General features: G+C 60.9%; 23 protein-coding genes, 2 tRNA genes and 1 pseudogene. 6 read left to right on the plus strand and 20 right to left on the minus strand.

The features are described from left to right. Window positions 1-81 precede the first annotated feature (81 nt). Window positions 82-1055 (plus strand): annotated as a pseudogene (locus IEX16_RS14310) (IS3 family transposase). A gap of 151 nt (window positions 1056-1206) precedes the next feature. On the opposite strand, the gene IEX16_RS14315 reads toward IEX16_RS14310, so the two are convergent. From IEX16_RS14315 to IEX16_RS14345, 7 genes are all read right to left on the minus strand, one after another. Then, on the minus strand, window positions 1207-1914 hold the full coding sequence (locus IEX16_RS14315) for a DUF6538 domain-containing protein (protein ID WP_188709166.1): 708 nt from the start codon (window positions 1912-1914) through the stop codon (window positions 1207-1209). Window positions 1915-2027: 113 nt separating this feature from the next. Beyond that, window positions 2028-2103, minus strand: a tRNA-His gene (locus IEX16_RS14320). A gap of 54 nt (window positions 2104-2157) precedes the next feature. Further along, window positions 2158-4068, minus strand: a complete 1911-nt coding sequence (locus tag IEX16_RS14325) for a SurA N-terminal domain-containing protein (protein ID WP_188709167.1) — start codon at window positions 4066-4068, stop codon at window positions 2158-2160. 101 nt (window positions 4069-4169) lie between these two features. After that, window positions 4170-4245, minus strand: a tRNA-Val gene (locus tag IEX16_RS14330). A 25-nt stretch (window positions 4246-4270) separates the two neighbouring features. Further along, a complete protein-coding gene (locus IEX16_RS14335; RefSeq protein WP_188709168.1) occupies window positions 4271-4543 on the minus strand; it encodes an HU family DNA-binding protein in 273 nt (90 codons plus the stop codon). 259 nt (window positions 4544-4802) lie between these two features. After that, the gene (locus IEX16_RS14340) at window positions 4803-5903 is read right to left on the minus strand and encodes a tartrate dehydrogenase (protein WP_188709169.1); all 1101 of its coding nucleotides are present in this window, start codon (window positions 5901-5903) and stop codon (window positions 4803-4805) included. A 15-nt stretch (window positions 5904-5918) separates the two neighbouring features. Then, a complete protein-coding gene (locus tag IEX16_RS14345) occupies window positions 5919-6752 on the minus strand; it encodes an alpha/beta fold hydrolase (RefSeq protein WP_229676364.1) in 834 nt (277 codons plus the stop codon). 166 nt (window positions 6753-6918) lie between these two features. Between IEX16_RS14345 and IEX16_RS14350 the strand changes: the two genes are divergently transcribed. Further along, the gene (locus IEX16_RS14350; RefSeq protein WP_188709171.1) at window positions 6919-7893 is read left to right on the plus strand and encodes a LysR family transcriptional regulator; all 975 of its coding nucleotides are present in this window, start codon (window positions 6919-6921) and stop codon (window positions 7891-7893) included. Here IEX16_RS14350 and IEX16_RS14355 read toward each other — a convergent pair. The 3 genes from IEX16_RS14355 to uvrC form a co-directional block, all read right to left on the minus strand. Beyond that, window positions 7841-8749, minus strand: coding sequence for a DMT family transporter (locus tag IEX16_RS14355; RefSeq protein ID WP_505811289.1), 909 nt, complete (start codon window positions 8747-8749; stop codon window positions 7841-7843). The two genes, IEX16_RS14350 and IEX16_RS14355, sit on opposite strands and share 53 nt — an antisense overlap. After that, a complete protein-coding gene (pgsA, locus tag IEX16_RS14360) occupies window positions 8746-9312 on the minus strand; it encodes a CDP-diacylglycerol--glycerol-3-phosphate 3-phosphatidyltransferase (RefSeq protein WP_188709173.1) in 567 nt (188 codons plus the stop codon). The genes IEX16_RS14355 and pgsA overlap by 4 nt, the downstream gene beginning before the upstream one ends. Window positions 9313-9417: 105 nt before the next feature. Continuing rightward, the gene (gene uvrC / locus IEX16_RS14365; RefSeq protein ID WP_188709174.1) at window positions 9418-11331 is read right to left on the minus strand and encodes an excinuclease ABC subunit UvrC; all 1914 of its coding nucleotides are present in this window, start codon (window positions 11329-11331) and stop codon (window positions 9418-9420) included. Between the two features lie 39 nt (window positions 11332-11370). Between uvrC and earP the strand changes: the two genes are divergently transcribed. The 3 genes from earP (at window position 11371) to IEX16_RS14380 (ending at window position 14110) form a co-directional block, all read left to right on the plus strand. Beyond that, window positions 11371-12483 carry an elongation factor P maturation arginine rhamnosyltransferase EarP gene (earP, locus tag IEX16_RS14370; RefSeq protein WP_188709175.1) on the plus strand — a complete coding sequence of 371 codons (1113 nt, stop codon included), beginning with the start codon at window positions 11371-11373 and terminating at the stop codon, window positions 12481-12483. A 107-nt stretch (window positions 12484-12590) separates the two neighbouring features. Continuing rightward, a complete protein-coding gene (gene efp, locus IEX16_RS14375) occupies window positions 12591-13145 on the plus strand; it encodes an elongation factor P (protein ID WP_188709176.1) in 555 nt (184 codons plus the stop codon). 101 nt (window positions 13146-13246) lie between these two features. Beyond that, window positions 13247-14110 (plus strand): LOG family protein, encoded by an 864-nt coding sequence (locus IEX16_RS14380; protein ID WP_188709177.1) that lies wholly within the window; start codon window positions 13247-13249, stop codon window positions 14108-14110. Here the strand turns inward: IEX16_RS14380 and IEX16_RS14385 are convergent. The 9 genes from IEX16_RS14385 to IEX16_RS14425 form a co-directional block, all read right to left on the minus strand. Then, entirely contained in the window at window positions 14107-15270 is a 1164-nt protein-coding gene (locus IEX16_RS14385; RefSeq protein WP_188709178.1) for an MFS transporter, read from the minus strand. The two genes, IEX16_RS14380 and IEX16_RS14385, sit on opposite strands and share 4 nt — an antisense overlap. 78 nt (window positions 15271-15348) lie before the next feature. Then, a complete protein-coding gene (locus IEX16_RS14390; protein WP_188709266.1) occupies window positions 15349-16686 on the minus strand; it encodes a DNA recombination protein RmuC in 1338 nt (445 codons plus the stop codon). Window positions 16687-16698: 12 nt separating this feature from the next. After that, a complete protein-coding gene (locus tag IEX16_RS14395; RefSeq protein WP_188709179.1) occupies window positions 16699-17682 on the minus strand; it encodes a 2-hydroxyacid dehydrogenase in 984 nt (327 codons plus the stop codon). A 36-nt stretch (window positions 17683-17718) separates the two neighbouring features. Beyond that, window positions 17719-19128 carry a sodium:proton antiporter gene (locus IEX16_RS14400; protein WP_188709180.1) on the minus strand — a complete coding sequence of 470 codons (1410 nt, stop codon included), beginning with the start codon at window positions 19126-19128 and terminating at the stop codon, window positions 17719-17721. A gap of 50 nt (window positions 19129-19178) precedes the next feature. Continuing rightward, window positions 19179-20375 carry a nicotinate phosphoribosyltransferase gene (gene pncB / locus IEX16_RS14405; protein ID WP_188709181.1) on the minus strand — a complete coding sequence of 399 codons (1197 nt, stop codon included), beginning with the start codon at window positions 20373-20375 and terminating at the stop codon, window positions 19179-19181. Between the two features lie 175 nt (window positions 20376-20550). Further along, a complete protein-coding gene (locus IEX16_RS14410; RefSeq protein ID WP_188709182.1) occupies window positions 20551-20901 on the minus strand; it encodes an FKBP-type peptidyl-prolyl cis-trans isomerase in 351 nt (116 codons plus the stop codon). 80 nt (window positions 20902-20981) lie between these two features. Then, window positions 20982-21638 (minus strand): nitroreductase, encoded by a 657-nt coding sequence (locus tag IEX16_RS14415; RefSeq protein ID WP_188709267.1) that lies wholly within the window; start codon window positions 21636-21638, stop codon window positions 20982-20984. A 41-nt stretch (window positions 21639-21679) separates the two neighbouring features. Next, complete coding sequence (locus tag IEX16_RS14420) at window positions 21680-22135, minus strand: acyl-CoA thioesterase (RefSeq protein WP_188709183.1); 456 nt, start codon at window positions 22133-22135, stop codon at window positions 21680-21682. Between the two features lie 31 nt (window positions 22136-22166). After that, complete coding sequence (locus IEX16_RS14425) at window positions 22167-23120, minus strand: histone deacetylase family protein (protein ID WP_188709184.1); 954 nt, start codon at window positions 23118-23120, stop codon at window positions 22167-22169. Window positions 23121-23408: 288 nt separating this feature from the next. On the opposite strand from IEX16_RS14425, the gene phaP reads away from it, so the two are divergent. Then, a complete protein-coding gene (gene phaP, locus IEX16_RS14430) occupies window positions 23409-23951 on the plus strand; it encodes a phasin family protein (RefSeq protein WP_188709185.1) in 543 nt (180 codons plus the stop codon). 218 nt (window positions 23952-24169) lie between these two features. On the opposite strand, the gene IEX16_RS14435 is transcribed toward phaP, so the two are convergent. Beyond that, window positions 24170-25135: a patatin-like phospholipase family protein gene (locus IEX16_RS14435; protein WP_188709186.1), complete on the minus strand. Its 966-nt coding sequence runs from the start codon at window positions 25133-25135 to the stop codon at window positions 24170-24172. Between the last annotated feature and the right edge of the window lies 1 nt (window position 25136).

Here is a 25136-nt window from a genome sequence, read left to right on the forward strand (position 1 = left end):
GTGTAAATCACCTGGATAATAAAAGTGACGAAAACGAAACGAAGAGTATTTGACGCGAGCTTCAAGTTGCAAGTGGTGCAGATGATCCGTGCCCAAGGACTGAGTATTGGCGAGGTTTGTGGGGACATGAAGCTGGGCGAGACGGCGGTGAGACGCTGGCTGGCACAGGTCGATGCTGAACAGCTAGGGCAGCTTGGTATCGGCAAACCATTGACCGCTGAGCAGCAGCGTATACGCCAGCTCGAAGCCGAGAACCGGCGTCTGCGAGGCGACGTCGATATCCTAAAAAAAGCATCGGCCTTCTTTGCCCGGCAACTGCGATGAGCTTTGAGCTTGTGCGCCAGTTGCAACAGAGGGCCGTGGCGGTGGAGCAGATGTGTCGCGTGCTGGAGGTCAGCCGGTCTGGCTATTACGCGGCCCGCAAACGCAGCCAATCTCAAGCTGCGGTGTGCAAAGCCAGCGTTCATTTGAAGGCGGCGTTTGCCGCCAGTGAAGGCGCTTACGGCAGTCGGCGCTTGCGCACGGCAGTGGCGTCCAGAGGCGTTGTGATGGGCATCTACCGCTTGCGCCGTTTGATGCGCCAGCACGGTCTACGCTCGACGTGGAGGCGCAAATTTGTGCACGCGACCGATAGCAAACACTGGGCGATGGCCCCGGGCATGCAGGCGGCTCTGGTGTGCCGGGCACTGCAACAGGCCATCGTGCAACGCCAGCCGGCGGCGGGCTTGATCGTGCATTCAGACCGAGGTAGCCAGTACGCAAGCGCCGCAAACCAAGCGCTGCTGGCCAAGCATGGCCTGGTCGGTAGCATGAGCCGCAAGGGCAACTGCTGGGACAACGCGGTGATGGAGCGCTTCTTCCTGAACCTAAAGATGGAGCGCGTCTGGCAGCGCGACTATGCCAATCATGCTGAGGCCACGAGTGACATCGCCAACTACATCGTCAGCTTTTACAACAGCGTACGTCTGCACTCAAAACTGGGCAACTTGCCACCCAATACGTTCGAGCAACAATCGGCATTCAAACTACCTATCGGCTTGTGCGAAATAACTTGACCAGCACACCCGAACGGCCATCTCATCCACAAACTTTCGCATCAGTTCGGGAGTGACGTCGCCTGGGTGGCCCACACCATTTTCTGCGGCCAATTTCTGCAGTTCACGCCATGGCGTTTGAGTCGCAATAGTGGTGCCTTTGGGCCGCTTTTTAACATAGTCGCCACACAGCGAATATTGAATCCCAACTGGGTCCTTGCTCTGACGACTTGGCAGCGTCACTGGCGGCGAGCTCCATGGGCGTTGGGGTGACAGGTGCAACGTCATTGGTATTCACGACCTGGCCACTCTGCCGGGCTCGTTGATAGTCCAATGAGGTCACAACGGCACGCAGAAAAGCAGCCCCGGCCCGCCTGGACTCCTCCGGAGACAACTCGACGTCAAGTCCGCAAAGGTGAATAAAACCGTGCATGGCCGGCAAAATCCTGTCGGAACGACCCGTGGCGAGCATTCGCCCGAGTTCAGCGCGCTGCTGCTCCAGTTTCTCCCCCAATTCGTCGAACTCTGCGTCGTCCAGTTCCTCGCTACGCAGTCGCTCGTCACTCAGCAGTACTTGGCGAACCCAGTGCTCCGCCAACGCTTTGAGCTGCTCCTCGGACAAGGCGTCAAGCTTTTTCCTGGCGTAGAGGACCTGCTTTTCCTTCAATGCATTCCGATGCAGGGCGAATTCGGAATCTATCTGGTTGATTTCGACATTGAGGCGCTTTTTGGCCTCACGCAGGTCGGACGTATGCAGACTGCGAGTGATGTGCGTTTTTTTGGGAGGATACGCCGCCAATAGCGCAGCTGGGATACGGAGACGGCAGTATTTGGTGCCGTTTTTACCGCGTTCGTATAGATTTTCTGAGAGTGCTTTCAAGGTCCTGCTCCACGTAGTTGTGTGACAGGCCGTGTAACAACCAGACTTTATATCTGGCCGTAAGTGATTGATTTACAAGGAAATCAACGACTTACAAAAACTCTTGGGGTGATTGGGGTGGCTGATGGGGCTCGAACCCACGACAACAGGAATCACAATCCTGGACTCTACCAACTGAGCTACAGCCACCGGAACCTCAAATTATAACGAGAACTGTGCGCTTTATCCGCTTCGCGTACGGCTTTAAGCGCCAAGCTTCTGCTCGGCGGGCCGCGGCACCGTGATGTCGGCCTTGAAGCGTTCTTTCAGGATGTTGTAGTAAGCCAGACTCTCCGCCGAGGTCCACCACTGGGTGTACTGGGTCTGCTCCTGCTGGGCCAGCGCCGGCGCAGGGGCCGCGCGCGGCAACACTTTGAGCACCTTGACCACCGCATAACCCTGGGCACCCAGGTCCACACCTGTCAGCGTCGGCAAGGCCGTGGTATCGGCGCTGAGTGCAGCCTTCAGCGCTGCAATGGGCAACTGCTGCGCCTGCTCACGCGAGATCACCACGGCAGCGGGAAAGGCGGCGGCGGCAGGGTTGGCCTTCCAGACAGCGAGCTTTTCGGCACCGTCCTTGCGCGCCATCTCGGCACCGCGTTGCTGCTGCAGGCGCTCGCGCACGCGGTCTTTCACTTCGGCCAAAGGCAAAGCCCGCGCCGGGGTGTGTTGCGTGATGCGGCCCGACACCAACTGGCTACCGCCAAGATCCAGCGCTTCGGTGTTGCGCTTTCTCTCCACCGCATCCGGTGAGAACAGCGCTTCGAGAAACTTGGGGTTGGCCAATGCGCCAGTGGCGCCGGCGACCGGTGTACGGGTCAGCTTGCTGGCGGTTCTGATTTCGAGCTTCAGGCGTTCGGCAATCGGACGCAAGCTGTCTGACTGTTCGTACACCGCATTGCTGAAGGCCTCAGCCGACTCGGCAAATTTTTTCTGTGCCTGCTGCTGCCGCAATTCGGTTTCTAACGCAGGCCTCATCTCTTCAAATGTCTTTTGTTTGGGCATCCTGATGTCGGTAAGCTTGATGATGTGATAGCCGAACTCGGTTTCCACCACATCGCTGACGTCGCCTTTTTTCATCGCGAAAGCTGCGTCGGCAAACGGCTTGACCATGGCCTTGCGCGAAAAGAAATCAAGGTCGCCACCATTGGCAGCGGAGCCGGTGTCGCTGGAATTTTTACGGGCCAGATCGGCAAACGAGTCCGGTGCTTTTTTCACGGCGGCCAGCAGTTGATCGGCTTTTTCCCTGGCTTTCTGGCGATCCGCTGCCGCCGCAGAAGCCGGCGACTCGATCAGGATATGGCTGGCACGGCGCTCTTCATTGGCCGCGAGCTGGGCCGTGTTTTTCTCGTAGTAGGTCTTCAGGTCTTGCTCATTGAGCGTGATGCCTTTCGTCACGGCATCCATGTTGAGCACGGCGTATTCGATGTCTGCCTGCTCCGGCGCCTGGAACAGGGGCAAGTTGTTTTTGTAGAACTGCTCAAGTTCGGCCTCGCTCGGGTTCACCCTGGCCGCGTATTCGAGGGTATTGAACCGTGCAACCTGCACCTCACGCTTTTCAAAAAAAGCATTGAGCGACACGGCAGCAGCACCCTTGGCGGCGAAACCGCTGCCGGCAACGCCCAGCATCACCTGCCGAGTTGCGAGCTCGGAACGCAGGCCGGATTCGTAGGCCTCGGGCGTCATGCCGGTCTGCGACAAGAAACCGGCGCGATCAAATTTGCCGTCGGGCAACCTGAAAGCGGCAATCGCTTTGTCTTCGGCATACAAGCGCTGCAGCTTCTGGTCGGGCACCACCAGGCCACTCTGGGCAGCCGCCGCAGCAAACACGCGGTCGCGTACCAGGCGCTCCAGCGTGCCGTATTTGGCTTCCGGAGAATCCAGCAACTTGGCATCGATGGTAGGCATGGAAGCGCGCAGGCGGTTGACCTCGTTCCGGTGCGCAAGGTCCCAATCGGTCTGCGATATGTCCCGACCATCAACGCGTGCGACCACGGCAGTGTTTTGCTCCGACCGGTTGTAGCCGTCCAGGCCAAACAGCACAAAGGACGGAACAATCAGCAAAAACAGCAAGCCCATGGTGACCTTGGTGTGCTTGCGAATGAAATCAAACATCTCGAATTTCCTGTGCGGCCGTCAACCGGCATTGCTAACAAATTTTTACGCCAGCCATCCATAAAAAAAGGCGAACCATCTGTTCGCCTTTGTTCAGTTTCTGGTGGGTGCTGACGGGCTCGAACCGCCGACCTACGCCGTGTAAGGGCGCTGCTCTACCAACTGAGCTAAGCACCCCACCTCAACTTTTACTTCATCTGCATCAGTTCAGGGCGTCCTTAAGCGCTTTGCCTGGACGGAACTTGGGCACTTTGGCTGCCTTGATTTTAATCGCATCGCCGGTACGCGGGTTACGGCCGGTACGGGCAGCACGTTTGCCCACTGCAAAAGTGCCAAAACCCACCAGAGACACGGAGCCTCCTTTTTTCAGGGTTGACTTGACAGCGCCAATGGTTGACTCCAGTGCGCGCGTCGCAGCCGCTTTGGAAATATCAGCATGTTTGGCAATGTGCTCGATCAGTTCAGTCTTGTTCACAAGGAGCCCCTCGTTGATGAAGTTAATCTGGTTGTCTCTTGAATATCTCCCCCGAATACCTGTAAAAAGATACCAGCGGGAGCGGCATGTGCAGATCGTCTGCTGATTCCAATTAGAGCCATGGACTCCAACCGTGTCAATACAACATCAGATTTTTACAACGTGCGGTGGCGGATTCTAGTCTTTTTTTTTGCGCTTTCTCCGCATATTCATATGCACACCCAGTATTCAGGGATGTCGCGAGACAAGCCATTTTGCTTCAGGCAAGCGCCTGCGCGATGGCCTTGCCGAGGTCGGTGCCGCTCGCCTTGCCACCGAGGTCCGGTGTGCGCGGCGCACCGCTCTGGGGACTGAGCACTTTTTCAATCGCGGCGAGCACGGCGTCATGCGCCTCCTTGTGACCCAGGAATTCCAGCATCATCGCGCCGCACCAGATCTGCCCGATCGGGTTCGCGATGTTGCGACCCGCAATGTCGGGCGCCGATCCATGCACGGGTTCGAACAGCGACGGGAACTTGCGCTCCGGATTCAGATTAGCACTGGGAGCAATGCCGATGGTGCCGGTACACGCCGGGCCCAGGTCACTGAGAATGTCGCCAAACAGGTTGCTGGCCACCACTACATCAAAGAAGTCCGGTCGCTGCACAAAGTGCGCGGTCAGGATGTCAATGTGAAACTTGTCGAGCTTGAGGTCAGGGTAGTTTTTGGCCATCTCGACCACGCGTTCATCCCAGTAAGGCATGGTGATTGCAATGCCGTTGGACTTGGTTGCACTGGTCAGGTGTTTTTTAGGCCGCGATTGCGCCAGCTCGAACGCGAACTTGAGCACGCGGTCCACACCAATGCGTGAAAAGACGCTTTCCTGCATGACGATTTCACGTTCGGTGCCAGCGTACATGCGCCCGCCTATGCTGGAATATTCGCCTTCGGTGTTTTCACGCACGATGTACATGTCGATCTCGCCTGGCAGTCGCGCGCTTCCATCGCGGCGCACCACTGGCGCGATGATGCCGGGCATCAGGCGCGCGGGCCGCAGGTTGATGTACTGGTCAAATTCACGGCGAAACAGCAGCAGCGAACCCCACAGCGACACATGGTCTGCAATTTTTTCGGGCCATCCCACGGCGCCGAAATAAATGGCATCGTGCCCGCCGATCTGGTCCTTCCAGTTGTCCGGCATCATCTGGCCGTGCTTCTCGTAGTAGTCCCAGCTCGAAAAATCGAAGTGATCGAACTGCAGGTCGATGTTGAACTTCGAGGCAGCCGCTTCCATCACACGAATGCCCTCGGGCATGGTTTCCTTGCCGATGCCATCGCCGGCGATGACCGCTATTCTTTTCTTGCCGGTGTTCTTGCTCATGGTGTTTCCTTGGGTTCAAGTGGTGAAAAAATTCAGGGCTTGGTCCAGCAGATGGGCCGGCGCTTCTTCCGCAATATAGTGACCGCAAGGCAGCGGCTGTCCCGAGACGTCGAGGGCGCGCTCGCGCCACAAGGCCAGCACGTCAAAACATTGACCCACCGCGCCGTGTTCGCCCCAGAGCACACGCAGCGGCATTGCCAGCTTGCGACCCGCGGCCACGTCGTCACGGTCGTGCGCCAGGTCGATACCGGCGGAGGCACGGTAGTCCTCGCAGATGCTTTCAGCACTGCCCGGAATTTGCACGCAACGCTCGTATTCGGCCAGAGCTTCGGGAGCAAACGCAGCCAGGCCGGCGTGGCGCTTGCCCATCACGCTGTGGAGGTAGCGCACCGGGTCTGTCCCTATCAGCGCTTCAGGCAGGGGCGGCGGCTGGATCAGGAAAAACCAGTGCCAGTAGGCGCGCGCAAAGCCTTCGGTGGTATTGCTGTACATGGCCAGCGTGGGCGCGATGTCCAGCAGCAGCATGCGCTGCACCGCCGCAGGATGGTCAGCCGCGAGGCGGTGTGCCACCCGCGCGCCGCGGTCATGCGCCAGCACCTGGAAACGCTCGAAACCGTGATGGCGCATCACGGCCAGCGCATCGAGCGCCATCGCGCGTTTGGAATAAGTGGCGTGCTCGGGGTCCGCGGCGGGTCGTGCTGAATCACCGTAACCGCGCAAGTCCATCAACACGACCGTGAAGTGACTGGCGAGATCGTTTGCCACACGGTGCCACATCACATGGGTCTGCGGATGACCATGAATCAGCAGCAGCGGCGCGCCCTGCCCGCTACGCAGCGTACGCAACACGCCGGCCGGGCCCGTGACGTCCTGCGAAACAAACCCTTTAAACACAGGCTGCCCCCGTGGCGATGATGCGTGTCTCTGGAGTTTTCATGCGTGGACTGATTCTGCGCAATTGCAGAGGTCAATTCAAGCAATAATCAGGCAATTGATTGTTTCCATAAAGGCATGAATGGAGCGTAGCGATCTGGAACTGGTACTGGCCGTGCGCGAACATGGCAGCTTGAGCGCGGCTGCCCTCAGCCTGGATGTGGCACCCCCAGTCGTCACCAAGCGGCTCGCCGCGCTGGAAGCGCGCCTGGGCCAGCGCCTGTTTCAGCGAACCACCCGGCGCGTCAGTCCGACCGCTGAAGGCGAGACGGTGTGCGAACGCGCGCTGGTGCTGCTGCGCGGCTTTATCGAACTCGAGGCGGAACTGCAGGAACGCAAGGCTGAACCGACCGGTTTGATCCGGCTGGCCGCCACCCTGGGCTTTGGCAGGCTATGGCTGGGGCCGGCACTGGCGAGCTTTCAGGAGCGTTACCCGCGCATAAGCATCCAGTTGCAGCTGACTGAACAGTTGCCGGACCTGGCCGCAGAGGGCTTCGATGGCGCTGTCTGGCTATGGCAAGTTGAGGGGCGGCAAGCTGCCCAGTGGGTGTCACGCCGGCTGGCGCGCAACCAGCGTGTGCTGGTGGCCGCGCCGCGTTACATCCGCCAGCACGGCGCGCCGGTCAGTCTGGAAGACCTGCAAAACCATGCCTGCCTGATCGTTCGCGAAAACGGCAGTGCAAGCGGTCAGCGCTTCGATGTCTGGCCCCTGCAAAAAGAACGCGACAAAATACCGGTGCGGGTGCGCGTGCACGGGCCGCTGGCCAGCAATTCAGGCGAACTGGTACGCGACTGGTGTGTCGCGGGACACGGCATCATGCTGCGCAGCCTCTGGGATATTGCGTCACAACTGGCCAGCGGCGCGCTGGTGCGCGTGCTGCCGGCTTATGCGATGCCAGATGCCGACATCCACTGGCTGGCACCCTACCGCGCAGACTCACCGCGGCGCATCCGTTTGCTGATCGACCATCTGCTGGCGCAGTTCCAGAGCGCGCCGTGGAAGGCTACGACGGCGTCTTTGCGGGCCGCACCACGAGGCTCACGCCCAGCGCCGTGAGCGCCGTGCCGGCCACCGTGACCACCGTGATGGCTTCGCTAAACAGCAGCCAGGCCATCAGCGCGGTGGTTGGCGGCACCAGATAGAGCAGGCTGGTCACGGCCGTTGCCGCGCCGCGCTGAATCAGCATGTACAGCAGGGAACTGCCTCCGAGCGTCAAGCCCAGTACCGACCAGGCCAGCGCACCGACAAAGCCGCCGGTCCACTGCACCGGCTCGGTCTCCAGCAGCGCAAAAGGCAGGGTCACCAGCAAGGCTGCGCCGAGCTGGATGGCATTGGCGCTGCGCACATCGGCAGACCGGACAAAACGCTTCTGGTACAGGGTGCCGGCCGTGATGCACAGCAGCGCGAACACAGCAAAACCCAGGGTGTAAGGCGTGGCTTCATTGCCGGCGCCGAATTTGCGCGAGACCACCAGCAGCAAACCGGCCAGGCCCAGCACCAGGCCCAGCCACTGGCGTGCGCTGACCCGGCTTTCAGCCTGGCTGGAATCACCCATCCGCGAGACCCAGACCGCCGTCAGCACCGGCTGCAGGCCGACCACCAAAGCCGACAGGCCCGAACCCATGCCACCCTTGATGGCCGACCAGACCCCGCTCAAATAACCCGCGTGGATCAGGATGCCAGTGACGGCGAGGTGCAGCCACTGCACACGGCTGGCGGGCCAGGCAACACGCGAGATGACAATCCAGGCAATGAAACACAGCAGCGACAACGCATAACGTATCGCCAGGAAGCTGAGCGGCGGCGCATAAGGCAGGCCGTATTTGGCGACGATAAAACCGGTGCTCCAGATCAGCACAAAGACGGCAGGCATCGCCCGGATCAGGGCGTCATTCGATGCAGGCCTCGTCATTTGGCGCGGGCGCGGATTTCCGGGATGGCTTTTTTCAGGTAATAAATCATGGACCAGACGGTCAGGATGGCCGACAGCCAGATCAGCCAGGTGCCCCAGAGGTTGGTGTCGATGACCTCAAACAAATCCCCGTCGTAGAGCAGGAAAGGAATGGCCACCATCTGCACCGTGGTTTTTATTTTGCCGAGCATGTGGACTGCCACACTTTTGGTCGCGCCTATCAGCGCCATCCACTCACGCAGCGCGGAAATCGCGATCTCACGGCCAATGATGATGAGCGCCACAAACACGTCGATGCGGTCCAGGTGGACCAGTACCAGCAGTGAGGCGCACACCAGGAATTTGTCTGCCACCGGATCAAGAAAAGCACCAAAGGACGAGGTCTGGTTGAGTTTGCGGGCCAGATAGCCGTCCAGCCAGTCGGTCGCAGCAAACACCACGAACATCACGGTGGCGATCAGGTTGGCCTTTTCCGGTGCGATGTCGATGTAGAAAATCCCCACAATCAACGGAATCGCAACAATGCGGGTCCAGGTCATCAACGTGGGTATGGTCAGGAACATCTCCCGATTTTGGCATGAGCCGGAGAAGGTCGGCTGACGGGGTCTGCAGCGCCCCTCAATTACCGCGCCTTTCACCTGGTTTCGTGGTCAAAAGCCGATGGGCAGCTAATGCAGGACGCGGTAAATCTCTTCAGCCAGTTCGCGTGAGATGCCTTCTACCGTTGCAATGTCCTCTGCGCTTGCAGACGTCACGCCGCGTATACCGCCAAAACGCTGCAGCAGGTTGGCGCGCCGTTTCGGGCCTATGCCGGCGATGTCTTCGAGCCGGCTGGCGCCCACCCGCACCTTGGCGCGTTTGGCGCGCATGCCGGTGATGGCAAAACGGTGCGCCTCGTCGCGGATCTGGGCAATCAGCATCAGCGCGGCGGAATCGCGTCCTAGGTAAACCTTTTCGCGACCGTCGGCAAACACCAGTTCCTCGAGCCCGACCTTGCGGCCCTCGCCCTTCTCCACGCCGGCGATCAGGCCCAGATCCAGACCGAGCTCCTCGAACACCTGGCGCGCCATCGAGACCTGGCCCTTGCCGCCGTCGATCAGCACCAGATCCGGCAAGCGGGCGGTGTTGTTGCGCGCCGCTTCGGCAAGTTTGCTGTAGCGGCGCATCAGCACCTGGCGCATGGCGGCGTAGTCATCGCCCGGCGTGATGCCGTCGATGTTGTAGCGCCGGTATTCGGCGCTTTGCATCTTGTGGCCGTGAAACACCACGCATGAGGCCTGGGTCGATTCGCCGGCCGTGTGTGAAATGTCAAAGCATTCGATGCGCAGCGCGTCAAGGTTGTCCAGGGCCAACTCCAGCGCCTCGGCCAGCGCGCGTGTTCGGGCCTGCTGCGAGCCCTGCTCGGCCAGCAGGCGGGCCAGTTGCAGGTCGGCGTTTTTTTGCGCCATCTCCAGCCAGATGCGGCGCTGTTCGCGCGGCTGGTGGATCGCCGTGACCTTGTTGCCGGTCTGCATGATGAGCGCGGCGATCAATTCCTTGTCCACCGGCTGGCTGCACACCAGCACCGGCGGCACCGGCACGTCAATGTAATGCTGGGCGACAAAGGCCTCCAGCACAAGCGCCTCCAGGCTTTTTATCTTGCCCGCCGCTTCGGCCCCAGCGGGCTGCGGACTGTCGCCATCCAGCCCGGCCAGGTCGGCGGCGTGCTCTACATGGGTCGGGAAGTACGGTCGGTCGCCGAGGTGCCGGCCACCGCGCACCATGGCCAGGTTCACGCAGGCCTTGCCGCCGTGCACCTTGACGGCAAGGATGTCCACATCCTTGTCGCCGCCGGTTTCCATGGACTGCTGATGCAACACCTTGGATAGCGCCGACATCTGGTTGCGCAGCTCGGCGGCCTGCTCGAACTCCAGTTTTTCCGCATGGCCGCGCATCTGCTTTTCGAGCTCGGTCAATATCTCTTCGGCCTGGCCCTGCAAAAAACGCTCGGCGTTGGCGACATCCAGCGCGTACTGCTCCGGCGTCACATGACCGACACAGGGCGCCGAGCAGCGCTTGATCTGGTACAGCAAGCAGGGCCGGGTGCGGTTGTTGAACACCGTGTCTTCGCAGGTACGCAGCTTGAACACCTTTTGCAGCAGCAAAATGGTTTCTTTGACCGCCCAGGCGCTCGGATAGGGCCCGAAATAGCGGTGTTTTTTCTCCACTGCGCCGCGGTAATAGGCCACGCGCGGGAAGCTGTGGGACGCCAGCTTCAGGTAGGGGTAACTCTTGTCGTCGCGGAACAGGATGTTGAACTTCGGGTTCAGCGACTTGATCAGGTTGTTTTCCAGCAGCAAGGCTTCAGCCTCGGAGCGCACGACCGTGGTCTCCATGCGCGCAATTTTCGTCACCATGTGGCCGATGCGCGTGCCGCCGTGGTTTTTCTGGAAATAAGTGGAAACGCGTTTTTTCAGGTCACGCGCCTTGCCGACATACAGCACACCGCCTTCCGCATCGAAATAACGGTAGACGCCGGGCATCGCCGGCAGGGCCGCAACTTCGCTGAGCAGTTGGGGATCGAATTCGTGGGGAGCGGTCATGGTGAGCGTGAAGGTACCCGTATTGTGGACAATCCGGAGATGAATCGCAGCCGGCAGTGGGACATATTTTGCAAAGTCATCGACAACCATGGAGACATCGGTGTCTGCTGGCGACTCAGCGCCGACCTGGCCGCGCGTGGCCAGCAGGTGCGGCTGTGGGTCGATGATGCCTCGGCGCTGGAATGGATGGCACCCGCTGGACACCCTGGCGTCACGGTGCTGCCCTGGCTGGAACCGCTGGGGCTGAACGTCCTGCGCCTGGGCAGCGCGCCTTGCGAAGTGCTGATGGAGTCTTTCGGCTGCGAGATTGCCCCTGAATTCATAGCGGCGTGCGCAGATCAGCAGAAGATTGGAGCACCAAAACCTGTGTGGATCAACGTCGAATACCTGTCCGCCGAGTCGTATGTGGAACGTAGCCACGCGCTGCCCTCGCCGGTGCAGCACGGCCCTGCAGCGGGCTGGACCAAGTGGTTTTTTTACCCTGGTTTCACGACGGCCACAGGTGGCCTGCTGCGCGAGCCCGGCCTGCAGCAGCGGCAGGCGGATTTCGACCGGGTCGCCTGGCTGGCCGCGCAGCACATCGCCTGGGCCGGCGAAAAACTGGTGAGCCTGTTCTGCTACGAACCCCCTGCCCTGGCAACCCTGCTGCATGAGTTTGCGCACGCGGGACTGGCCGGCGAGCCGGTGCGACTTCTGGTGGCCGCTGGACGCGCAGCAAGCGCGGTCCACGCGGTGTTTAGTGATCGAAAATGGCTACGGCCCATGTCGGATGGACTTGGACTGCTATCAATTTCATACCTGCCACTCTTGAGCCAGACTGATTTTGACCACCTGCTGTGGGCCTGCGACCTCAACTTCGTGCGCGGCGAAGACTCTGTAGTGCGAGGGTTATGGGCCGGCAAGCCCTTTGTCTGGCAGATTTACCCGCAAGACGACCAGGCCCACCAGGCCAAATTGCAGGCTTTCCTGGGCATGCTGGACGCGCCGCCCTCGCTACGCGCCTTCCATCGGGCCTGGAATGGCCCTGGGCGGGATCTACCCGCCGTTGACCGTTCGGGCTGGATTGAATGCAGCAGCGCGGTCAGGCAGCGTCTGCTGGGTCAGGCGGACCTTGGCAGCCAGCTGCTCGAATTTGTGGCAAAAAAAAGCTAAAATCAGGGGCTTTGCGACAGAGTCCCGATCGGGCCGGCCGCACAACCTGCCGCAGGACCAGCCTCCTTCACCACCGTCCAGCGGCCCAGCCTCAAGTAAGAACTGTTATGAAAATCGCTCAAGAAATACGCGCCGGTAACGTGATCATGCACGGCAAGGACCCGATGGTTGTGCTGAAGACCGAATACAGCCGCGGCGGGCGCAACTCTGCCACCGTACGCATGAAGCTCAAAAGCCTGATCGGCAGCTTCGGCACCGAGCAGGTCTTCAAGGCCGACGACAAGGTGGACCAGGTCATCCTCGACAAGAAGGACTGCACTTACTCCTACTTTGCCGACCCGATGTACATCTGCATGGACGCCGAATACAACCAGTACGAAGTCGAATCCGAAAACATGGGCGACGCGCTGAACTACCTGCAAGACGGCATGGAGCTCGAAGTCGTTTTTTATGACGGCAAGGCGATTTCGGTCGAAGTGCCCACCAGCGTTCAGCGCGAGATCACCTGGACCGAGCCCGCCGTCAAGGGAGACACCTCCGGCAAGGTGCTCAAGCCCGCCAAGTTAGCAACCGGTTTTGAAATCGGCGTGCCCATCTTTGTGGCCCAGGGCGATGTCGTCGAGATCGACACCCGCACCGGCGAATACCGCAAGCGCGTTTAAACAGCGACTTTGCCCCCTGCAACAAGGCTCCCCCGTGGAGCCTTTTTGTTTGGGTACCGTGCACGCAGCGCCGCCTTCCGACCTTCATACACAATGCGATCATGGAAAACACACAAGACCTGAACGAAAACCGTCTCGCCGATGCCTGGGCCGAGCTGCAGTCGCATGCCGACCAGGGCAACCCGCTGCAGGCCGACGCCTACCGCCTCGCGTTTGCGGATCCAGAGTTTTTGCTGCGCCGCGAAACGCGCGGCATCCGTTTCCAGCTCGAGATGCTCAAACCGGACATGGAGCAGGTGGCCCAGGGCATTGAAAACACCATTGTGGTGTTCGGCAGCGCGCGTTTCCCGGCCCCTGAACAGGCCCAACAAGCCCTGAAGCTGGCTCGTGACAGCGGCGATGCGCAGGCCATGGCGCTGGCAGAGCGCCATGTGCGCAATGCAGCTTATTACGAGCAGGCGCGGCTGTTCGGCCGTATGGTGGCGACCCACAGCAAACACCGGCCACCGGCCGAGCAGCTGTTCATCTGCACTGGCGGCGGGCCCGGCATCATGGAAGCGGCCAACCGCGGCGCGCATGAGATGGGTGTGCCTACCGTGGGCTTGAACATCGCCCTGCCGCATGAGCAAAGCTCCAACCCCTACGTCACGCCCTCGCTGAGCTTCAAGTTCCATTACTTCGCGCTGCGCAAGATGCATTTCATGATGCGGGCCAAGGCGCTGGTGGCCTTTCCCGGTGGTTTCGGCACGCTTGACGAGCTGTTCGAAGTCATCACGCTGGTGCAAACCCGCAAGGCCAAGCCGGTGCCCATCATCCTGTTCGGCTCCGACTATTGGAAACGCCTGCTCAACTTTGATGTGCTGATCGAGGAAGGTGCAATTTCGCCGGAAGACTTGAAGCTCTTCGAATATGTCGACGACCCGCAGGTCGCGTGGGACGCGATCAAGACCTTTTATCAGCTCTAGTCGTTTTTGAGCAGCCAGGCCGCGCGCGCGCCGGCGCCGACCACCGCACCGGTGGCCCAGAACACGCCGGCAATACCGATCACCGCGCCCATCGTTCCGAACAACATGGGCATCAGCACACTCGAGGCATTGATGGCCATCAGGCGCAGGCCCAGCGCCTCGCCATGCCTGGCCTCGGGCGTGATCTGGTGCAGCATGCTCATGATCATGGGCTGGACCGTGCCCAGCGCGAACCCCAGCAGCACCGAACACACGCCCATGCCCAGCGCCGTGCCCATGAAGGGATAGACGCCGAACAGCACCGCGGTCATCAGCATCGCGCCCACCATCACGCGCCATTCGCGCAGGTGCGCGGCCAGCAGCGGCATAACCATGCGGATGACGGCGGCGGCCACGGCAAAGGCGCCCAGGATGGAACCGATGACCGAGGCGCTGATGCCTTTTTCAAAACCTAGCACCGGCACCACAAAGGTGTGCACGTCCCAGCAGGACGACAAAAACCAGTTGACCAGCATCAGCCGGCGAAAGGCCGGGTCGCGCAGCAGGTCCCAGGCACTGGCCGGCGTGCTGCCTGGCTCGACCACCACCGGCGGGAGTTCGCGTGTGGGCCGTACCAGCAACCAGCTGGCCAGCGGCAACACCGCCATCAGCAGGAAAGCCGCACGATATCCGGTGGTGCTGTTGGGCAAGGCGCCCGCATGGTCAATCAGCAGGCCCGCCGTGAAGGGGCCGATGAAGTTGGAGACGGCCGGCCCTATCGACAGCCAACTGAACACGCGCCGCAGTTGCAGCGCCCCCGCCGCAGCGCGCCCGACATGGCGCTGCAGCGAAATCACCGCCACGCCAGTGGCACCGCCCGTCAACAACGCCGCCAGGCACAGCATCGGAAACACCGGGAAGGCGACGGCCAAGCCGGCCCCCAGCACGGCGGCCATCACGCTGTAACCGATGGGCCGCTTCAGGCCATGGCGGTCGGCAAAACGGCCGGCCGGCAGCGCCAGAAATACCTGGGTCAGGGCAAACATAGCGAGCAGCACACCGACGGCCGCCGGGCTGTAACCCTCGCGCAGCGCCAGCAGCGGTGCCGCCATGCGGGTGCCAGCCATGCAGGCGTGCAAGCAGACCTGCGCGAGGATCAGGCGGGCCAGTTCAGGCGTCATGAAGAAACAATCGGTCTCTAGCCCATATCCATATTGCGTAAGTAGCTATCAAATCAGTAGCAAATCACGGAATGGAGGTCAATCGTCCAGGGCGTCGGTGTCGGCCACCGGTGGCAGCAGCACCTGGGATTCAGCGTCGGGCAAAGCCTCGACCTTGCGCAGGGCCAGCCGCATTTGCTTGGCGCGAGTGTCGGCTTTGTCCAGCGTGTCCGAGGCTTTCGCCACCTGTTCCTTGATGCGTGCCACCCATTCGCCATAACGCTCAAACTCGGTTTTGACCGCGCCGAGCACCTTCCAGACCTCGGACGCCTGCTGCTCCAGCGCCAATGTGCGAAAACCCATGTGCAGGCTGTTAAGCATGGCGAGCAAGGTGGTCGGCCCGGCGAGTGTCACGCGGTGCTGGCGCTGGATAGCGTCCATCAGGCCGGGGCGGCGCAGCACCTCGGCATACAGGCTTTCGACCGGCAGGAACAGGATGGCGAAGTCGGTGGTGTGCGGCGCGGCCAGGTAGTTCTCGGCAATCGATTTGGCCTCGCTGCGGATGCGCGCCTCCAGCGCCTTGCCGGCCTGCTCTACTGCGGCCGGGTCCACGCGTTCATGCGCGTCGAGCAGGCGCTCATAGTCATCGCGCGGAAATTTCGCATCGATCGGCAGCCACACCGGCGAGCCGTCATCACCTCGGCCCGGAAAACGAATGGCGAAGTCCACGCGCTGGCCACTGCGCGGCTTGGTCTCGACCTGCTTGGCGTACTGGTCGGTGGTCAGCACCTGCTCAAGCAGGGCCTCGAGCTGGACCTCGCCGAACATGCCGCGGGTCTTCACGTTGGTCAGCACACGCTGCAGGTTGCCCACGCCGACCGCCAGCGACTGCATCTCGCCCAGGCCCTTGTGCACCTGTTCGAGCCGGTCGGCGACCTGCTTGAAACTTTCGCCCAAGCGTGTCTCCAGCGTGGTCTGCAACTTTTCATCCACCGTCTTGCGCATCTCGTCGAGCTTGGCCGAGTTGGTTTGCTGCAACTGGGCCAGTTGCTGCTCCAGCGTCTCGCGCACTTCCACCATGCGCCTGGCATTCGATTCACTGACCGACTGCAACTGGGTGCTCAGGGTGTCGGACAGGGTTTTCTGCAACAGCGTGAGCTGCTGGGCAAAGGCGTCAATCTGCGTGTTCTGGGTCCGCGTCGCTTCGGCCGCCTGTTTGATCAACGTCTCCTGGAAGGTCGCCAGGCTGTGCGTCATCTCCTGGCGTGCGCCGCGCGAGGATTCGCTGATCTCGCGCCGCAGCTCGCGCTCCAGCCGCTCGCTGGCGGCCAGCAACTCGGCGCGGCCACTGTCCTGCACCGCCGGCTTGCGCACAAGCAGCACGATGACGGCGACCAGGATGGTCAGCGCCAGGGCAATGAGTATCCACAGTTCGATCAAGTCAGGTCCTTAGGTGGCCAACACCGCAGGGTTCAGCGGTGTCAGCGGCTTGCCGTCCTTGAAGAACCCGATCAGGTTGTCCACCGCTAGATTCGCCATCGCCATACGCGTGGGCACGGTGGCGCTGGCGATGTGCGGCGTCAGCACCACGTTGGGCACGGTCAGCAGGTCGGGGTGTACCTTGGGCTCGCCTTCGAACACGTCCAGGCCGGCGGCCGCAATGGTTTTATCTCGCAGGGCTTTGGCCAGCGCCGCATCGTCCACAATGCCGCCGCGCGCGATGTTCACCAGCGTCGCCGTGGGTTTCATCATCGCCAGTTCGGCCGCACCGATCGTGTGGTGGGAAGCTGGCGAATACGGCAGCACCAGCACCACATGGTCGGCGGTTCTCAAGAGCTCTTCCTTGCTCACGTAGCTGGCCTTGCATTCGACTTCCATCGCGGCGTCCAGACGGGAGCGATTATGGTAAATAACTTTCATGCCGAAGCCGTGCGCGCCGCGCTTGGCAATGCCCTGCCCGATGCGGCCCATACCCAGCACGCCCAGCGTGCTGCCGTGGATGTCGGAACCGGCGAACATGTCGAAACTCCATTTATTCCACTTGCCCGCGCGCAGGAAATGCTCGCTCTCGGTGACGCGGCGCGCGGTTGCCATGAGCAATGCAAAGCCGAAATCGGCCGTAGTTTCGGTCAGCACGTCTGGCGCGTTGGTGGCCAACACACCAGCCGCCGTCATCGCGTCAAGGTCAAAGTTGTTGTAACCCACGGCCATGTTGGCGCAGATCTTCAGGCGCGGGCAGGCCGCCAGCACCTCGACATCAATGCGGTCACCTCCAGTGGTGAAGGCGCCGTCCTTGTCTTTGAGTTTGTCGGCCAGCTCGGCCTTGGACCAGATGGCATCCGACTGGTTGGTTTCCACCTCGAAGTGCTGCTCCAGCCGGCTGATAATTTCCGGAAAAATCGCGCGGGCGACGAGGATTTTGGGTTTGCTCATGAAGATGTCTCTTGGTTGAAAAGAAGGAGGGTGGGATTATCGGAACCAGATGAAGGTCATCAGGATGAACAGCGGGATCAGCACCGCACCCGACCAGACCACGTAGCCGAAGAAGCTGGGCATCTTGACACCCCGGTCCTCGGCGATCGCCTTGACCATCAGATTGGGCGCATTGCCGATATAGGTATTGGCGCCCATGAACACCGCACCGGCTGAAATCGCCGCCAATGTCGGGGCCAGCGTGGTCATCAGGACCTGAGGGTCGCCGCCGGCTGTATTGAAGAACACCAGATAGGTCGGTGCATTGTCGAGGAACGAACTCAGGACACCGGTGGCCCAGAAATACATCGCCGGATCGGGCTGGCCGTCAGACTGCGTCACGGCAGATACCACGGCGCCGAAAGGCCCACTGACACCTGCCTTGAGCATCGCAATCACCGGGATGATGGTCAGAAAAATCCCGGCGAAAAGCTTGGCCACCTCGGCCATGGGCCCCCAGGAAAACTGGTTGTCCTCATGCACCTTCGCTGCAGTGAGCTTGAGCGAGAGCAGCGCGATGGCAATCAGGCCCGCGTCGCGCACCAGGCCAGGCAGGCCGACGTCGGTACCGAAGAGATCAAACACCAGCGGCGACTTCCAGAAACCGCTGAGCAGCACCAGGCCGGCAATCGCTACCAGCAGCCCGAAGTTGAAGGCACCGTCAAAGCCCAGCCGCTGGGTGTCCGGCGTCGGGTCCACCGACTGGACACCTTCCTTGCGGTAATACCAGCTGTCAAGCAGGTAAAAGATCACCAGCAGGCTGCCGATCAGGAACAGCGTTTCCGGAAAGATGTGCTTGAGCGTCCAGAAAAAATCCACCCCCTTCAAAAATCCGAGGAACAGCGGGGGGTCGCCCAGCGGCGTCAGCGAGCCGCCGGCATTGGACACGATGAAAATGAAAAACACCACGATGTGTGTGCTGTGTTTACGGTTGTCGTTGGCGCGGATCAGCGGCCGGATCATCAGCATCGAGGCGCCGGTGGTACCCATGAAACTTGCCAGCACGGCACCGATCAGCAACAGGCCAGCGTTAAGCCCGGGACTGCCGTGCAAATTGCCACGAATGAAAATGCCGCCGGCCACCGTGAACAGCGCCGTCAGCAGGATGATGAAGGGGATGTACTCTGCCACCAGCGCATGCACCAGGCTGATGCCTGCCAATGAAGGCCCGAACATCGCCGCAAAGGGAATAAAAAACGCCAGTATCCAGGCCGCCGAAACCTTCCCAAAATGGTGGTGCCAGAACGCAGGCACCAGCAAGGGCATCAGTGCGATGGACAGCAACAAGCCGGCGAAAGGCACGCCCCACAGCGGCGATAGCTGGCTGCCGTCAAAGTCTGCCGCCTGGGCCAAACCGGGCCAGACAAACAACAAAGCCGCAACGGCGGCCCATCGTGAGCTTTTCATGGTGTCTCCATAGTTGTTGGACGAAGGATGAAAGGCATCCACCTCCACAATTATCCCGGTGAGGCGATGTCAAAAACCTGACGCAGGTAAGCAAGGTATTTTTCGTCGTCGCACATGTTTTTCGATGGCGTGTCCGACAGCTTGGCCACCGGTTGACCATTGCAGCGCACCATCTTGATGACAATTTGCAGTGGCTCGTAGCCAAGGTCGTTGGTCAGGTTGGTGCCGATGCCGAAAGCCAGTTGGCATCGCCCCTTGAACTGCGAATACAGCTCGATGGTGCGCGGCACGGTCAGGCCGTCGCTGAAGATCAGCGTCTTGGTTTTGGGATCAACCCGGTTTTTTGCGTAATGCGCCAGCATGCGCTCGCCCCACTCGAACGGGTCGCCGCTGTCATGGCGCGCGCCGTCGAACAACTTGCAAAAATACATGTCGAAGTCGCGCAGGAAGGCACTCATGCCGTAAACGTCACTCAGCGCAATACCGAGGTCGCCCCGGTACTCCTTCGCCCAGGACTCGAAGCCGAACACCTGACTGTCGCGCAGCCGTGGACCCAAGGCCTGGCAGGCCTGCAAATACTCGTGGGCCATGGTGCCCAACGGGGTCAGCCCGAGCTTCATCGCAAACAGCACATTGCTGGTACCGGCAAATTGGCCGGTGACACCCGTGCCCAGCCGTGCACTGAGGGCCCGCAGCACTTCCTCGTGCCAGGTCTTGCCAAAGCGGCGGCGCGTGCCGTAGTCGGCAATTTTCAACTCAGCCAAGCCATTGGCCTGCAACTGCCCGATCTTGGTATCCAGGCGTTTGCGTCCCTGCGTCACGTCGGCAAGTTTTTGCGTGTTGCGGAAATACACCTCGTTGATGATCGCCAGCACCGGGATCTCGAACAGGATAGTGTGCAGCCAGGGGCCCTCGATCACCACCTCGATTTCGCCAGAGGGCAGCGCCGTGACGCTGACGTATTTTTCATTGAGGCGGAACAGCCCCAGAAAATCAACGAAATCGCTTTTGATGAAACGCATCGCGCGCAGGTAGGCGAGTTCGGCATCCTGAAACTGCAGGCTGCACAGCAGACCTATCTCTTCGCGGATTTCACGGACGTATGGCGCCAGATCGCCGATGCCGGCCGCGCCGGCATTGCGGCACTTGAAACGGTACTCGACCTGCGCCCCTGGAAACTGATGCAGCACCACCTGCATCATGGTGAACTTGTAGAGGTCGGTATCCAGCAGACTGCTAATGATCATCGTTGGGCATTCCCATAAATCCATTTTGTGGGCGAATTGCGGCGTTGCGCGGTGCTCGGAATCCTCATGCACACAAGTGCATTCCGGTGTCCTGCGCGCCGCGCGCCTTGCACTTCATCCCAAAAAACTGAATTTCTGGAAATGCCCGGGCCGCGTGCAAACACAATTTACAAATTCAACCCAGAAAATCTACTTCGAACAACAGGGTGGCATTCGGTGGAATCACGCCGCCGGCGCCGCGCGCACCGTAACCGAGTTCGGCGGGGATCACCAGGCGACGCGTGCCGCCGACCGACATGCCCTGAACGCCTTCGTCCCAGCCCTTGATGACCTGGCCGGCACCCAGTGAAAACTGGAACGGATCGCCACGGTCCTTGCTCGAATCGAACTTGGCACCCTGCACGCCGTCGTTGTAAAGCCAGCCGGTGTAATGCACGCGGACGTTTTGGCCAGCCTTGGCGATGGCGCCGGTGCCGAGCACCGTGTCTTCATACTGAAGGCCGGAGGAAGTGGTGGTGAGTGCCATTAAGAATCCTTAAAAATGGAAAAGCGCGCTTGCATCAACCCCTGACTTTACCCGCAAGCGCCAGCGCGGCGCAGAGCCGGTCAGTCCAGCCAGGTGGAGAAATCCTGCGGGCTGACGCGCGGCGTGCGGAAAGTGTTGACCAGCGCCGACTCATCGGCGTAACCCAGCGACATGCCGCACACCAGCATCTCGTCGGCACCAGCACCTATGTGCGGCAGGATGATGCTGGCAAAGCCGTTCCAGGCCGCCTGCGGACAGGTGTGAAGGCCATGGCCGCGCGCGGCCACCATGAGGTTCTGCATGAACATGCCATGGTCCACCAGGCTGCCGCGCCCCATCACCCTGTCGAGCGTGAACATCAGCCCGACCGGCGCGTCGAAAAACTTGAAATTGCGCTGATGCTGCGCATGCATCTTGTCCTTGTCGCCTTTGCCGATGCCCAGCAGGCCATACAGGCCCCAGCCGTTTTCACGGCGACGGTCGATATACGGCGACACCCATTTTTCCGGGTAGTAGGCGTACTCCTCCTGGTACTGCGCCGCCAGCTCGGGGTTGGCGCGAATGGCGTCATGGGCGCGGCAGACCTTGGCGACCAGCCCATCACGGCTTGCGCCCTGCAGTACATACACCTTCCAGGGCTGGGTATTGGTACCCGACGGCGCGCGGCTGGCCAGGGCCAGCAGGTGCTCCAGCGTTTCCCGTGGCACGGGCGTGGGCAAAAAGGCACGGGTGGACATGCGGCCGTCGATGGCGGCATCGACGGCGTTCAGGGTTTCGGTCACTTGAGTTTTTCCAGTACTGACAGGAGTTGGGGAGGCAAGGGCACGGGCCGACGTGTCTGCTTGTCGACGTAGACATGGATGAAATGCCCCTTGGCGGCGCTCAGTTCGGCAGCCGGATCGCCAGGTTTACCGGAGAACAGGCCCACCTCATAACGCACGCTGGACGCCCCCACCTGCGCCACACGAATGCCCGCGAGCACCGGGTCGGGAAAGGCCAGCGGCGCAAAATAATTGCACTGGGTTTCAACCACCAGGCCGATCACCGCGCCCCCATGAATGTCGATCGCGCCAGATTCGATCAGGTAGCCGTTGACGGCGGTGTCGAACCAGCTGTAATAAACGACGTTGTTGACATGACCATATATATCGTTGTCCATCCAGCGCGTGCCGATGGGGCGAAAGACTTTGTAGGCGCTGCGGGGCTCGGCTTGGGGTCGAGGACTGGAATTCATACAGGTATTCTGCCAGCGCCCCGCCCTGGGCTCAGGACAGCGCCCGCCAGCGTTCCCAGTAGCCAAGCGCTGCCCGGAAGGTATTGATCTGCACCTGGACCGTGTCCTCGATATTCACGCCATAGCCGCCGGCCATCGCCAGTGCCAGCGGAATGCGCCGGTTGAAAGCCCAGTCAAAGACCCGGCGGTCTCGCGCCTCCAGCCCGTCCCAGCTCAGCTTCAAGCGCCCCAGCCGGTCGCCCTCGTGCGGATCCGCACCCGCGAGATAAATCACCAGGCCCGGTGAGAAACGCCGGTCCAGTTCGTCCAGCGCCAGTTCCAGCGCATGCAGGTAGGCGTCGTCCCGGCAGCCGTCGGGCAACTCCACGTCCAGGTCGCTGGTTTCCTTGCGGAAGGGAAAGTTTTTCTGGCCATGCATGGACAGCGTGAAGACGGTGGGGTCGCGGCTGAAAATATTGGCCGTGCCGTTGCCCTGATGGACGTCCAGATCGATGATGGCAACCTGCAGCGGATGGCGCTCGCCGCGCCGCAAGCGCGCATGTTCGGCCTGCATCAGCCGCGCCGCAATGGCCGCATCATTGAACACGCAAAATCCGCTGCCCTTGTCCGCCGACGCATGGTGGGTGCCGCCGGCCATATTGGCGGCAATGCCTTCGGCCGGCTGTCCGCCCAGGCCCATGGCAACACGTGCGGCCGCAACGGTGGCGCCGGCCGAGCGGCGCGAGCGCTCCACCATCGCGGGACTCCATGGGAAACCGATTTCGCGCATCGCGGCAGGGCTCAGGCTGCCGTCCACCACCGCCTGGATATAGGCCGGGTCATGCGCCAGCGCCAGTTCGCCGTCGCTGACGGGCAGCGCCACACCTGGCCGCACCTGCGCCAGCTCAAGCGCAACGCGGCTGCGCAGGCGCTCATACTTGCCCATGGGGAAACGGTGCCCATCCGGTAACGGCAACACAAAATGGTCGGCATAAAAGGCTTGCATGAGGTCAGAGCATTCGAAACGCGGCGAAATGGCATGGGGATTGTGGCCGCAAGCAGGGGTTCTCTGCAGGGCAGCGCGAGTCGGCACTGCCTGATGGCAGCGTCAACAATTACCAGATAGAGCCCCATCCCTAAAATGCTGCAGTGCAGCAAAAACCACTTGCAATCGACCGGGCAATCCCTATACTTGAGTTATGTTGCAGTGCAGCAATCGACAAAAGCAAACCAGCAGATTGTCCAGCAGCGCAACTAGTTGAAATCGTTAACCACCTATATTGGAGATTTAAATATGTTGACCGCTGAACAAATCATGGCTTCCCACAAAGCAAACATCGAAACCCTGTTTGGTCTGACCAGCAAGGCTTTCGAAGGCGTTGAGAAACTGGTTGAACTCAATGTCCAGGCTTCCAAGGCCGCCCTGGCCGAGTCCGCCAACCACACCCAATCCCTCATGGGCGTCAAAGACGCACAAGAGCTGCTGGCCCTGCAAGCCGGCTTGTTCCAGCCGCTGGCTGAAAAGACCGCTGCCTACAGCCGTCACCTGTACGACATCGCTACCGCCACCGGCGCGGAAGTCGGCAAGTCTTTTGAAGGCCAGGCTGCTGAAGCTCAAGCCAAATTCATGGGCCTGGTTGACAGCGCCGCCAAGAATGCACCGGCCGGTTCCGAGACCGCTGTTGCCGTGATGAAAAGCGCCGTGGCTGCTGCCAACAACGCTGTCGAATCCATGCAAAAAGCCGTCAAACAAGCCACCGACATGGCCGAAGCCAATTTCACCGCCGCGACCAACACCGCTGTGAACGCTTCCAAGACTGCTTCGAAAAAGCGTTGATTTTCCGGGGCTTGAATTAGCGGGCGGCAACGCCAGTTGATTCATTCAGGTGTTTGCCTCACTGAAGGCAGGGCCCCTTACCAGTTGTCTCCTCGGGTCCTTCCAGAAATCCAGTTTCACGGACCCCTTAAAGCCTGATTGCAAAATCAGGCTTTTTTTTGCCCGTTTCGGCCCCAGTCCATATTGAATGAGCTTAGCCCGCTATCAAATCAGGAGCATCATCGGGCCTGTAAAAGCGCCAGTCTGGCACGCAAGGCGGGCAACGCCGCCTGCATCGCAGCGCGTCCGGCGTCGATGGCGCGCTGGCGCGCCGAAAAGTCCGCGCTTTTGAGGCCGGCCTGCGCGGGCTGTACCAGCACATCGGCGTCCTTGAGCTCGTATTGATTAATGCTTTTACCCATGATGGCAAAGGTTTGCAGCAGGATCTGCAGCGTTCCCTCAGCCGGGTTGGCCTCGGGTGGGCTGGAAATGTCCACCGCAATTACCAGATCGGCGCCCATCTGCCGTGCAAAACGTACTGGCACCGGCGAGACCAGGCCACCGTCCACATATTCGCGCCCGTTGATCTTGACCGGTACAAACACTGCCGGTACCGCGCTTGATGCCCGCACCGCCGTACCCGTATCGCCACGCTGAAACAGCACGGCCTGGCCGCTGTTCAGGTCGGTCGCCACGATGCCGAGCGGGATCGCCATGTTTTCAATCAAGCGGCCCGACACCAGATCGTTCACATAACGGCCCAAGGCCTCGCCGCGAAACATGCCGCGCCCGAACAGCGGCAGCATCCAGTCGGTGATGGCGACCTCCTCCAGGCTCAGTGCGGTCTGCTGCAACTGGGCGCTGGTTTTTCCGCTGGCGTAGAGCGCCGCGACCAGGCTGCCAGCCGAGGTGCCGACCACCAGCGAGGGCTTGAAGCCAGCCTCTTCCAGAGCGGCAATCACGCCGACATGGGCAAAACCGCGTGCTGCGCCACCGCCCAGCGCCAGGCCGATCCTGACCGGCTTGCCCGCGGGAACCTGAACGCCTGGCGCCACCAAGCCGGGCACGGCGCAGCCGGCCAGCACAAGCGTCACAGCGCACCCTAGCGCCACCACCGCCGGACGACACACCGCCACGGCCAGCGCCCATGTCCCTGCGACATGGCTGACTTTGTGATTGAGATTAATTCTTGTTTGTATTAACATC

The organism is Polaromonas eurypsychrophila, from assembly GCF_014641715.1.
Lineage (GTDB): Bacteria > Pseudomonadota > Gammaproteobacteria > Burkholderiales > Burkholderiaceae_C > Polaromonas > Polaromonas eurypsychrophila.